Origin of the sequence: Sporosarcina sp. ACRSM (assembly GCF_022346545.1) — a bacterium.
In the GTDB taxonomy this organism is placed as follows: Bacteria; Bacillota; Bacilli; order Bacillales_A; family Planococcaceae; genus Sporosarcina.
The window spans coordinates 201,899-213,800 of record NZ_JAKRNU010000003.1; the positions used below are offsets into that span (position 1 = coordinate 201,899).

Genomic DNA, 11,902 nt, shown 5'->3' on the forward strand with positions numbered 1-11,902 from the left:
TTTAGACTGCGTTCCTTGATGGTCAAGCCGACTCTGTGGCAAAGAACGCCACGCCGTCGACTCGCCTTATGCCTGAGGCCCGTAGGACGCGGGTTATGCAGTCGTTGCGACAGGACGTCGCGAACTTAGACTGCGACCCTTTGATAGGCAGGCGCCCTGCGCTTTTCTGATTATCAACCTTCTTCTTCCACGATGACTGAGCGGCCTTTCATTTTCAAGAGCATTGGGACGAGGAGCCATGCTACAGCGGCGATGATGAAGATAAGGGATAACGGTTTCGTGAAAAAGATGCTGAACTCCCCGTTTGAAATGGTGAGTGCTCGGCGCATATTGTTTTCAATCATTGGTCCTAACACAAGTGCTAATACCAATGGAGCGACTGGGTAATCGTTTTTCGACAATAGATAACCGACCACACCGCAGCCGAGCAATAAGAACAAGTCAAATGTCGTATATTGGACTGCGTAAACTCCGAAAAATGAAATGGCCACGATGATCGGCAACAAGTATTTTTTCGGCGTTTGAATGACTTTGGCGAATACACGGACGAGTGGCATATTTAACACTAATAACATCAAGTTTCCGATAAACATACTGGCGATCAATCCCCAAGCCACTTCCGGATGTTCATCAAAGAGGAGTGGACCGGGCTGGATATTGTACATGATCAATGCACCCATCAGGATGGCTGTTGTACCGGAGCCAGGGATCCCTAATGTCAATAAGGGGATCATGGCACCGCCGGAAGCTGCGTTATTTGCTGATTCCGGACCAGCTACGCCGGCGATATTCCCTTTTCCGAATGTCTCGGGTTTTTTGCTGAATTTCTTCTCTGTCATATACGAGAAGAAAGAGGCGAGTGTAGCGCCTGCCCCTGGAAGGACGCCGATAAAAAATCCGAGCAAGGATCCGCGGACGATCGGGACGGTACTGTCTTTCATATCCTGTTTTGTCGGAAGGATCCGCTTGATTTTTGCGATGGATTCGTCTTCGCCATCGCGTTCCAGAATCGTCTTGAACACTTCACCGAGTGCAAACAATCCGACTGCAATCGTTAAAAATTCCAATCCGGAAAATAGAATGGGTTGGTTGTATGTAAAACGAGCGATGCCTGATACCGCGTCGATACCGATCGTACCGAGCATCAGTCCGAAGACGGTCATCATCAATGCCTTGGTCATCGATTTTCCGGCGAGACCGCTAACAGCAGCCAAACCTAATAACATTAAAGAAAAATATTCCGCAGGTCCGAATTTAATGGCGACATTGGAGAGAGGTTCAGCCAATAGGACAAGACCGATCAGCGCAACGATGCCGGCACAAAACGAACCGATCGCCGCGATGGCCAAAGCTGCTCCGGCACGGCCTTGTCTAGCCATTTGGTAACCATCCAGCGTTGTCACAACGGAGGAAGACTCTCCTGGGGTATTCAATAAAATGGAAGTGGTTGAGCCTCCATACATGGCGCCGTAGTAGACACCGGCAAGTAGAATGATTGAACTGGCAGCAGCTGCACTTGTCGGCATGCCTGAAGTGATCGTTGCCGTAACAGGGATGAGGAGCGCGACTCCACTCATCGGTCCGATGCCGGGCAACACGCCGACTGCCGTTCCGATGACCACACCGACAAACGCAAATAATAGATTATGCCACTGGAAAGCGATCGCAAATCCATCCGCTAAAAATTGTAAGGTGCTCATAACTTGACTCCTTTCTCCTTAAAATGTGGGGAATCCAGGCAATGAGCCGCCGAGAAATTCCGCAAAAAAGTAATAGACACCAAATGAAAACACCGCCGCGATCACAAGGGTAGGTATGTAACGCCCCCGTTCCATCGTTTGGAAAGCGATAAGTAAGAAAAGGAATGTCGAAATGACGTATCCGATTTTCTCTAATAAGAACGCGTATAATGCCGCACTGACAAGAATAATGATAAATTTCTTATATTGAAGCTTTTCTTTGACAACTGCCTCTGTTTTGTATTTAAACGTTTCGTATAATAAGCGCAAGCTCAGAAGAATTAAAATAATGCCAAGCCACATCGGAAAGATTTTAGGTCCAACCGCCGACCCGTATGCACTATCGGCTATTTTCATACTTTCAATGACAAATAAAAGACCGATCAGTAAAAAGACGATACTCGTATAGCGATCGAATGTTTTACTCATAGTCCTTACACCTCCTTAAAAGAAAAGGCGGCTAAGCCGCCTGAACATTGTTATTTTTGCATACCGAGTGCAGTTAGCAATTCCACAATGACTTTGTCTTGATCTTCCAAATACTTCGTGAAGTCTTCAGAGTTCCGGTATTCACTTTCCCAAGCGTTTCGCTCCAATTCAGCTTTCCACTCATCCGTCTCGATCATTTCTTGCAACTTTTGACTCCAATAATCGATAGCTCCATCAGACATTTCCTTCGGTCCGAAAATACCGCGCCAAATCGTAAATTCTGCGTCAATCCCTTCTTCTTTGAGGGTCGGAACTTCGGCTAAATCTCCGCTAAGACGTTCTGCAGAAGTAACTGCAAGGACACGGACATCACCGGATTTCACATATTGTCCAATCGTGGAAGCATCTGTTGCGATGACATCTGCATTCCCACCGAGCAATGCTGCAACGGCTTCGCCTCCGCCGTCATACGATACATATTTCACGACTTTCGGGTCAATGCCATATTCGAACGCAGGCAGGACACCGACAAGATGGTCCATCGATCCGGGTGCTGATCCGCCGGCAAGTGTTACGGATGCCGGGTCGCTTTGAATGGCATCCAATACATCTGTTAACGTATTGAATTCCGAATCGGCTTTGACAACGATTGCACCATAATCACGTGTCAATTGCGCCAAAGGTGTTGTATCTTGATAGCCGTAAGGGCTGTTTCCTTCCGCCTTGTTGTTGTTGATCAAGAGAGGCGGGGATTTAACGAGTAGGGCATAATCGTTTTTCGCTTCTTTTGTTGCAAATTCCGCCATGTAAACAGCACCGCCACCGCCGGGCTTGTTTTCAACCGTAATCGGCTTTTCAATCAACTTCGTATCATTCATCGTTTTTGCAATGGCGCGGGCGGTCAAGTCCCATCCACCGCCTGCCCCAGAAGGTGCAACTAATGTAATATTGCGCTCCGGATAATTAGCGGAAGCGCTTTCTTCTGCTTCGCCATCTGTTGAACAGGCTGCAAGGCTAAGTGCTGCTACACCTGCCAATGCAAATGTTGTGAGTTTCTTCCACATTCCCAATTTCCCCCTTTTTTTAAATCAATTTCGCCTTGGCGTAATTGCGTCTGGATTTTGAATTGAGAATCGAACAACGAAGGGTTCGATTTGCCGTATTTCTGCGTTTTTATGCAGAAATTAAGGCACTTGGATAGGCTCAATTAACTCCTTTCAAAATCTGTGACATCCGCCGGAGGCTTCATTTTCATTCAGCGGTTATTTGTTCCGCTGAATGAAAATGAAAAAAATGATAGCGTATGAAACCGCTATCACAAATTTATCAGAAGATTACTTGAATTCAATGTTTTAGTCGATAAGTTGGATAAGATAAGTAAGTGTCATTTTGTTCATAATGTTCACGGGTTTTTGAGGAAGTATCTTCTTTCAGGGCGTCCGACTGAACCGTATAAGAGCTCTGTAAAGGCACGTTTTTCTGAAACGAGGTATTCCAAATAGCGCCTTGCTGTTGAACGGCTGACACCGATTTCCAATCCTAGCGCTTCTGCCGTAATGCCGCCTTCCAAATGTTTGATATGGCTGACGACTTTCTCTTTCGTCAGCGGATCGATGCCTTTGGGTGGGGCGGAAGCAGGGAGTGTTGACGTTTCTGATGTTTTATTCCACAGAAATTGGATGGAGTCTTCTTGCAAAAGGCCATCGCCGGTCAATGCCTCCCGCTTTGCTTTGTAAGAGCGAAGACTTTCCTCGAACCGATCGAACGTCAGCGGTTTTAAAATATAATCGGCAACGCCTCGCCGATAGGCTTTCTTCACGATATCGACTTCAGCCGCAGCAGTGATGAAAATAATGTCCGTTTCGGGACTGTTTTCATGGATGAAGGCCATGATTTCCGTACCGAGTGTGTCTGGTAAGTAGACGTCCAGCAGGACAAGGTCCGGCGACAGTGCCTGGACCCAATCTTTCGCTTCTTCGCCGGTATGTGCCGCCCCGACAACATGGAAGCCGGCAATTTTCTCGATGAATCGCTGATGGATGTTGGCAATCCGTTTATCATCTTCTATGATTAACACTTCAATTGGTTTTGTCATGAAAAATGCCCCCTTTTCGGTATGGAGATGATGAATAATGCGCCACCTAGATCTCCTTTTTCTAAAGTGATGGAACCCCCAAGATCCTTCACGTTTTCTGCTACTTTCAGTAACCCGTATCCGCGGTCTTCATAATCCTTCGTCGAAATTTTCTCTTGGAATAGCGCATCCAGTACGTCGGAAGCAACGCCAAGACCCGAGTCCTCCACTTCAAGTAAAATTTCTTCGCCGTTATCCGAGATGAAAATACGGACCATTCGACGCTCGGCGGGAAATGGTTCGACCGCTTCAAAAGCATTGGTGACCAAGTTTCCAATAATGGAGACAAAATGATTCTTTTCCAAGTGTTCGGGAAGTTCTTGTAAAGAGCTATCTTCATCGAGAAGAAAGCGGACTTTCAGTTCTTTTGCCCGGTTGAAAAAGCCGATGACGATCCCGCCGAGAAAAGGGTCCCGCAATCGCTTCGTCACAAACTGGATCAAAGATTGGTGCTCGGAAGTCTCGTCGTGGATCAGATGGAGTGCCTCCTCGTAGGAATGAAGTTGGATCAGTCCTGAAATGGTATATAAAAAATTATTGTATTCATGTGTTTGTGCCCGCAAAGCCTCTGTATACCGTTTCACTTGTGATAATTCCATCGCGAGCTGGTCGATGTCCGATTGGAGCCGGAATGTTGAAACGGCCCCGACGATTTGGTCGCCGACACGGATAGGGATGCGATTGACAATTACTTTTTTTCCGTGAATCTCCATCGGGCGATCAAGATGCCGTTCCCCGGTTTCCAACACATTTGGGAGAAGCGTATTCGGAAGAATGTCCCGGATGGAGCGACCAATCAGCTCGGTCTGACGGGGGAATGACAGTGCTTCGTAGGCAGCGGCATTCACCGTCGTAATCAGTCCTTCAGCGTCGACCATAATAATCCCTTCGCGGACCGATTCGATCAGGGCATTGCGCCCGGTGAATAAATTGGCAATTTCTGCGGGTTCGAGATCGAATAGCTCTTTTTTAATATTGCGCGCGAGGATGCTTGATCCGATTACACCCAAAATGATGGCGATGAGCACGATATAGAGGATATTATCGGCATATTGGAAAAATGCGGAAGAAATATCCGCAGTTAAAAACCCGACGGAGACGACGCCGATAATCTGTTCTTGCTCATTGAACACCGGGGCTTTTCCTCGTAGCGCGGGGCCTAGTGATCCTGTCGCTTCGGAAATATACGACTCCCCAAGGATGAGTGCGCGTTCATTGTCATCACCGACCATTTTTTTCCCGATCCGTTCTAGAAGTGGATGGGCATAGCGAATGCCTTCGTCATTGCCGATGACGACATATTCGGCGCCGGTTTTTAGGCGGATGGCTTCCGCGATTGGCTGCAATGCCTCTGTTGGATTGTCATGTTCAAAACCTGCGCGTATATCGGGTCTATCTGCAGTCGTCATTGCGATACTCAGTGCCCGCTCCCCGATTTGCTGTTCAATCCCTTGTGACATCGTGTAATAAAAGGAAAGACCGATGATGATAGCGATTAAAGAAACGAAAAGGGCTCCATATGAAAAGATCCTTGATTGTAAAGTTACGGGTTTCATCTATATCATCTCTCTATCTTTTTTGAATGCGCATACATCATGATATAAGTCTAGCATAGTCCCAATGTACCTCTCTATATGCTACACTATTAACAATTATGGGAATAGGGGGATTTTGGATGGCGGCGAGAATCTTTATTACAAGAAAGATGGAAGAGCAAGTGGTTGCCCCGTTACGGGAGAAGTTCGATGTGCGGATGTGGGATTCGGAAAGTGAGAAAGCCCCGCGGGATGTGTTGTTGCGAGAAGTGGTGGAAGCTGATGCATTATGGAGTGTGACGGCTGATTCCATCGATCAGGAAGTGCTGATGGCGGCACCTAAATTGAAGATTGTCTCGAATATGGCGGTCGGCTATAACAATATTGACTTGGAAGTGGCGAAAGAGCGGGGGATCATAGTGACGAATACGCCAGATGTGCTGACGAATACGACGGCGGATCTTGCTTTCGGGCTACTCATTGCGACGGCGCGCCGATTGATGGAGGCGGAAGATACGCTTCGCAAAGGTCAGTGGACGTCTTGGTCTCCGATGGGCTATACGGGAATGGATGTCGGTGGTGCTAAGCTGGGTATCATCGGGATGGGGCGGATCGGTGAAGCGGTGGCACGCCGGGCGAAAGGTTTTGATATGCGTGTGTTGTATCATAATCGCAGCCGGAAACCCGAGGCAGAAGCGGCCTATGGTTTCGAATATGCCGAGCTGGATGCATTGCTAAAGGAAGTGGATTTTGTGGTAATCCTGGCTCCGCTCACACCGGAAACGAAAGGGATGATTGGTGAAAGGGAACTCGGTTTAATGAAAAAAACGGCTGTACTCATCAATGTTGCACGTGGTGGAATTGTCGATGAGACCGCCTTGTATCATGCACTGAAAGAAGGGCAAATTTGGGCGGCAGGCCTTGATGTGTTTGAGAAGGAACCGGTTCCGCTCGACAATCCGTTGCTCACATTGCCAAATGTGACAGTCCTGCCTCATATCGGTAGCGCCACCATTAAAACCCGTCTCGGCATGATGGAATTGAGTGCGCAGGCAATTTTGGATACGTTGGAAGGACGGGAACCGAAAAACCGGATTGTTTGATTGGTCTATATCCCCAAAATGATAAAACGGAAGCCCTCTGTATGGGAGGTGGCTTCCGTTGTTTTTTTATTTAATCCCAAACCAACGCCATACCCCTAACGCATCGAGAAATACGATAATGATGGCGATCGGGGTGACATATTTCAATAAATAATACCAACTATTGAAGAAAAGTTTTCCGACATTCGATCCTTGTTTCATCTCGTTGAATAAATCCGTTTTCGAAAGTTTCAAAGGAATGAAGATGGAAATCAATAATGCACCGAGTGGCATTAGTACATTACTGACGACATAATCGACTAGATCGAAAACCGTCTTATCGAAAAACTTCACATCGGCCATGACCCCGTACGATAAACAAGATGGGATGCCGACGATGAAGATGGCCATTCCGATGATCCAAGTGAACTTTTTCCGTTTCGACGGATCATTTTTTGTCATCGTTGCGACAATGATTTCGATCATCGAAAAAGAGGAAGTGAGCGCTGCAAATAAAAATAGGATCAGGAATGCGATGAAGAAAAGGATTCCGAACGGCAGTTGATTGAAGACGGCTGGCAATACGGTGAAAATAAGTGTCGGACCAGCATCCGGTTCAAAGCCGAATGAAAAAACACCCGGGAAAATAGCAAGACCCGCTAAGAGTACGATGATGATGTTCATCGTAATGATTGAAAAGGCGGAGCCCGGCAGGTTTTGCGTTTTGGGTAGATAAGAAGCGTACGTCACCATGACAGAAGCGCCTAATGTGAGTGTGAAAAACGCTTGCCCGAGGGCAAATAAAATCGATTCAGATGTCAATTGCGTAAAATCCGGGACGAGTAGAAAGCGCACGCCTTCCATCGCGCCGTCCAAAGTGAGTGAACGGATGACGATCAGGACAAACAGGATGAAAAGGACAGGCATCATAATTTTACTTGCTGCTTCAATTCCTTTTTGAATCCCTTGTGCCACAACGATAATCGTCATGAGCATGAAAAGCAGTTGACCGATGAGTGTGGAAATGGGGTCTGCAATGATCCCACCGAATAACGGTCCGAATTGTTCCTCGGAAAGTCCGGAAATCCCGCCGGTTACTGCCTTGAATAAGTAGAGGATGATCCACCCTCCGACAACACTATAAAAAGATAAAACTAAAAAGCTGATGATGACACCGATTCTTCCTGTTAGATGCCAATTCGTTTGGGGTGCAAAAAGTTTATAGGTCGTGATGGCGTCACTCTGGCTTTTACGGCCGAGAATAAATTCCCCGATCAGAAGGGGAACGCCTAATAGTAACGTAAATAATAAGAAAATCAGTAAGAAGGCTCCGCCGCCGCCTGTTCCGGCCACATATGGGAACTTCCAAATGGCACCCAGTCCGATGGCAGAACCGGCCGCAGCCAGTACAAAACCGACTTTCGATTTCCAATGTTCTTGTTGAGGCATGCTTTCAATCCTTTCGATTTTTCCGTGTTGCGTTCTATGATGCAAAAGACCTTGTATAATACTAGCTTATTCAAGGGTAAATGTCACTATTTACAAAGACTCAGATAGCGGATGGTTTGGTTTGTGAAAGCGACCGTTCGAGAGCATCAAAAGAAGTCTGCCTGAATGAAGTGAATTCATTAAAGGCAGACTTCTTTAAAAGGGATGTGTAGATTCATTGTACGCGTATGCCTGTCGCGGTTAACGCTTTGGGTTTGTTAAGCATTAGTGGAACAAGTTAATGGTTGTGATAATAATAGGGATCGCGAATACGTCAATGAGGAAAGCACCGACGATGGGAACGATCAGGAATGCTGTCCGGGAAGGACCGAATCTTTCTGTAACAGCTGCCATATTGGCCATGGCATTAGGCGTAGCTCCAAGACCATGCCCCGTGAAGCCTGCTACCATGATGGCAGCGTCGTAGTTTTTCCCGAGTAAACGGAACAAAACGAAAATCCCGAATAGGACGATGAAAACAACTTGGACAAAGACGATGATGAGTAGTGGAAGAGCCAAATCGGCAACTTCCCATAGCTTGATGCTCATTAACGCCATGGAGAGGAAAATTCCCAATGATACGTCGCTGATTAAACCGATGCTCTTCATGTCGACTGTTTTCGGATTGAGTTTGTCCATGATATTCCGGACGATGACCGCAACGAACATGGCACCAACATAGCCGGGTAGGACGAATCCTGTTGCAGCTGAAAATAGATCTCCTAAATAAGTTCCGAGCGCCATACAAAGTGTGATGAGCAAAATCTGTGTGAAGAAAGCGTCCGTCTGGATTGGTTTCTCTGTTTCTCCCACTGGCATTCCTATACCATCATCTATTTCAGACGGTTTCAGATTATGTTTAGAAATCAAGTATTTAACGGTTGGTCCTCCGACTAGACCGCCTGCAACGAGTCCAAATGTGGCAGCAGCAATTCCGATAGATAAGGCGGATTGGATGCCCAGGTCTTCGATTGTTTGACCGAATGCCGTAGCAGCGCCATGACCTCCTTCCATTGATACAGCACCAGCCATCATGCCGATTAGCGGATGCAAGTCAAAGAGATAGGCCATAGAGACGCCGATTGTATTTTGGGCAAGCGCTAAAAATCCGCAAGCAAGCCAATAGATGACAAGCAGTTTACCACCGAGCTTGATAAGTTTAAAACTTGCACCTAATCCGACTGTCGTAAAGAATGTCAGCATGAATAAGCTTTGCAAGGAAGTATCAAGTGTGATTTCCAGCCATCCGAATGATTTGAAAACAGTCGCAAAAATGGCGAACAATAAGCCGCCGACGACAGGAGCCGGAATACAGAACTTTTTAAGGAACCCGACTTTCTTGACTAAAAGCATTCCTAATGTAAGGAGGGCGATGGCAAGAAAGAGAGTTGTAACTTGGTTAAGAACTAACGTCATGCAATGTTCCTCCTAAAAATGATGTAAGGGCCTCGTTTGTCAAGTAAGCCCCAAGTTTCACGGTGCGATTGTTTTCATCCAAAATTGGATTGACTTCCGAGATATCAAAAGACAAGGTTTTGTCATGGGATGTAACCGTTTTAATAATAGCTCTGACGATAGCTGGGTCCAAGCCGAAAGGGGAAGGGGCACTGACGCCGGGTGCGAAAGCTGCATTCAGGACATCCATACATAAAGTGAGAAAGATAAAATCATGCTGGGCGATGAATTTTTCGAGATCTGCAGTTAGGTTATCCATTTTGCCCATATGCATGTCTTCTTCATAAACATAGGTAACGCCAAGCGCGTCTGCTCGGTCGAACAATTCTTGTGTATTGCCATAGCGCTGGATTCCGGCTACAAAATAACTGCTTTTCTTGTCCTGTTCAAGTATTTGCTTGAACATCGTGCCGGAGGACGGCTGTTCATCGTAAGGGCGTAAATCGAAATGGGCATCGATGTTGATGATTCCGATGGTTGCTTCTTTCCCTACATGTTTTCGAACACCGAGATAATGTCCGTAAGCGGTTTCATGACCGCCCCCTAAAATAATTGGTGTCATATCATTGTGTAAGGCTACAGCGATTGCATCACCTAGTTGTTGCTGAGCTTTTTCAAGGTTATTGTCTAGGCATTCAATATTCCCTAAATCGACAAGTCGTTGTCCTTCAGGCATCTTCCAAGGTAATTTTGCAAGTTCGTTACGCAACGCATCGGGTGCTTTTCCTGCACCGAGTCGGCCATTGTTGCGGCGGACACCTTCCTCACTTTCAAAACCGATAATGGCACAAGTAGCGGGAGATGGCTTGAGTGCATCTATATTTTCGAATTCCACGATTTGGTGATAACGAAAACTGGATCTATTGTCAATGTGGTCTGTGCGTCCAGTCCAAACATCTGGATTTACTTTTTTCATCATGTAATCATCCTTTCTTAAACTTCAGAAAATGTAATACTCATTAAGTATATATGTACAGATTTATAAATTCTAATATATAATTAGAATAAATGGATAGCTTCAAACTATAAGTGCTAAGGGTGTTGACTATGGAGCTCAAAAAACTGAAATACTTTGTAACTGTCGTTGACAAAATGAGTTTTTCAAAAGCGGCTGAGGAGCTGCATATTTCACAGCCATCATTGAGTAATGCGATAAAGAATATGGAAAGTGAATTAGGGTTTCAAATTATTGAAAGGAATACGCGATCCATCAAATTGACCGAGGTGGGTGAAATCCTCTACGACAGAGCGATTTATTTATTATCAGAAATGGAAGTCGTGAAAAAAGAAATGGAGGAAGTGAAAAACGTAGGCAAAGGGGATATTCGAATCGGCATGATTGAATCCGTCAAGCATTGGTTGCCGAAAGTAATTGTTCAATACCACCGAAAAGTTACGGATATGGATATTAAGCTAACGGAAGTGCTAAGTGGAAATGATGTGAAAAATTCACTTAGAAACTATAAGACGCATGCCATTTTAACAAATCAGTTGATTCGTGAAGCTGATATTGAAACCATTCCTTTGTACAATGAGAAGCTGGTTTTGGTGCATCATGAAAGTCACCCACTTGTAAATATGGAAGCGGTTACGCTCAAAGATGTCATAAAGGAACCATTTATCTTGAGTACTGAGGGATTCCAGACAAGGGAAGACATACTGCGTGCATTTGAATTGGAAAATGTCAGGCCGAATATTAAATATGAGATTGAACGGTTTGAAACAGCTTTAAGCTTAGTGCGTGAAAATTTGGGGATCACGATTATTCCGGAAAATTACTTGCAAGGACCGCATGATACTTTAATCAGGAGTAGAACCATTGTACCAACTGCATTGGAGAGAACTGTTTATTTAACCTACATGAAAAATCGGTATCTGTCCCCGGCTATCCGATCATTTTTATCAGCTATTACGGAATTCTTCGAGTAACAGTCGTTAGAACAGAAAACAGGTGATTATGAGGGGGGGCGAAGGTTGAAGAAACGATAATTCGGGTATTCAAAATAGAGTTCCATTGATTCGATTGCATGCTAGTAAAGT

At 45.7% G+C, this 11,902-nt stretch carries 10 protein-coding genes; 2 read left to right on the plus strand and 8 right to left on the minus strand.

The features are described 5' to 3' along the window. Positions 1–173: 173 nt before the first annotated feature. The 5 genes from MHZ95_RS06745 to MHZ95_RS06765 form a co-directional block, all read right to left on the minus strand. Positions 174–1,700, minus strand: coding sequence for a tripartite tricarboxylate transporter permease (locus MHZ95_RS06745; RefSeq protein WP_239389818.1), 1,527 nt, complete (start codon positions 1,698–1,700; stop codon positions 174–176). An 18-nt stretch (positions 1,701–1,718) separates the two neighbouring features. After that, entirely contained in the window at positions 1,719–2,168 is a 450-nt protein-coding gene (locus tag MHZ95_RS06750) for a tripartite tricarboxylate transporter TctB family protein (protein ID WP_239389820.1), read from the minus strand. 50 nt (positions 2,169–2,218) lie between these two features. Further along, positions 2,219–3,232, minus strand: coding sequence for a Bug family tripartite tricarboxylate transporter substrate binding protein (locus tag MHZ95_RS06755; RefSeq protein ID WP_239389822.1), 1,014 nt, complete (start codon positions 3,230–3,232; stop codon positions 2,219–2,221). 338 nt (positions 3,233–3,570) lie between these two features. Then, entirely contained in the window at positions 3,571–4,263 is a 693-nt protein-coding gene (locus tag MHZ95_RS06760) for a response regulator (protein WP_239389825.1), read from the minus strand. After that, on the minus strand, positions 4,260–5,858 hold the full coding sequence (locus MHZ95_RS06765) for an ATP-binding protein (RefSeq protein WP_239389828.1): 1,599 nt from the start codon (positions 5,856–5,858) through the stop codon (positions 4,260–4,262). The genes MHZ95_RS06760 and MHZ95_RS06765 overlap by 4 nt, the downstream gene beginning before the upstream one ends. 119 nt (positions 5,859–5,977) lie before the next feature. Here MHZ95_RS06765 and MHZ95_RS06770 point away from each other — a divergent pair, with 119 nt between their 5' ends. Then, a complete protein-coding gene (locus MHZ95_RS06770; RefSeq protein ID WP_239389830.1) occupies positions 5,978–6,940 on the plus strand; it encodes a 2-hydroxyacid dehydrogenase in 963 nt (320 codons plus the stop codon). A gap of 66 nt (positions 6,941–7,006) precedes the next feature. Here MHZ95_RS06770 and MHZ95_RS06775 read toward each other — a convergent pair whose 3' ends face one another. The 3 genes from MHZ95_RS06775 to hutG form a co-directional block, all read right to left on the minus strand. After that, positions 7,007–8,368, minus strand: coding sequence for a sodium-dependent transporter (locus MHZ95_RS06775; protein ID WP_239389831.1), 1,362 nt, complete (start codon positions 8,366–8,368; stop codon positions 7,007–7,009). A 264-nt stretch (positions 8,369–8,632) separates the two neighbouring features. After that, on the minus strand, positions 8,633–9,823 hold the full coding sequence (gltS, locus tag MHZ95_RS06780; RefSeq protein ID WP_239389834.1) for a sodium/glutamate symporter: 1,191 nt from the start codon (positions 9,821–9,823) through the stop codon (positions 8,633–8,635). Beyond that, on the minus strand, positions 9,807–10,781 hold the full coding sequence (hutG, locus tag MHZ95_RS06785; RefSeq protein WP_239389835.1) for a formimidoylglutamase: 975 nt from the start codon (positions 10,779–10,781) through the stop codon (positions 9,807–9,809). The genes gltS and hutG overlap by 17 nt, the downstream gene beginning before the upstream one ends. Positions 10,782–10,909: 128 nt before the next feature. On the opposite strand from hutG, the gene MHZ95_RS06790 reads away from it, so the two are divergent. Next, complete coding sequence (locus tag MHZ95_RS06790) at positions 10,910–11,791, plus strand: LysR family transcriptional regulator (protein WP_239389837.1); 882 nt, start codon at positions 10,910–10,912, stop codon at positions 11,789–11,791. Positions 11,792–11,902 lie beyond the last annotated feature (111 nt).

Excerpts from the sequence above, each read along its gene's own strand:
- MHZ95_RS06745 (WP_239389818.1), bottom strand. The coding sequence starts at position 1,700 with ATGAGCACCTTACAATTTTTAGCGGATGGATTTGCGATCGCTTTCCAG.
- MHZ95_RS06750 (WP_239389820.1), bottom strand. The coding sequence starts at position 2,168 with ATGAGTAAAACATTCGATCGCTATACGAGTATCGTCTTTTTACTGATC.
- MHZ95_RS06755 (WP_239389822.1), bottom strand. The coding sequence starts at position 3,232 with ATGTGGAAGAAACTCACAACATTTGCATTGGCAGGTGTAGCAGCACTT.
- MHZ95_RS06760 (WP_239389825.1), bottom strand. The coding sequence starts at position 4,263 with ATGACAAAACCAATTGAAGTGTTAATCATAGAAGATGATAAACGGATT.
- MHZ95_RS06765 (WP_239389828.1), bottom strand. The coding sequence starts at position 5,858 with ATGAAACCCGTAACTTTACAATCAAGGATCTTTTCATATGGAGCCCTT.
- MHZ95_RS06770 (WP_239389830.1), top strand. The coding sequence starts at position 5,978 with ATGGCGGCGAGAATCTTTATTACAAGAAAGATGGAAGAGCAAGTGGTT.
- MHZ95_RS06775 (WP_239389831.1), bottom strand. The coding sequence starts at position 8,368 with ATGCCTCAACAAGAACATTGGAAATCGAAAGTCGGTTTTGTACTGGCT.
- gltS (WP_239389834.1), bottom strand. The coding sequence starts at position 9,823 with ATGACGTTAGTTCTTAACCAAGTTACAACTCTCTTTCTTGCCATCGCC.
- hutG (WP_239389835.1), bottom strand. The coding sequence starts at position 10,781 with ATGATGAAAAAAGTAAATCCAGATGTTTGGACTGGACGCACAGACCAC.
- MHZ95_RS06790 (WP_239389837.1), top strand. The coding sequence starts at position 10,910 with ATGGAGCTCAAAAAACTGAAATACTTTGTAACTGTCGTTGACAAAATG.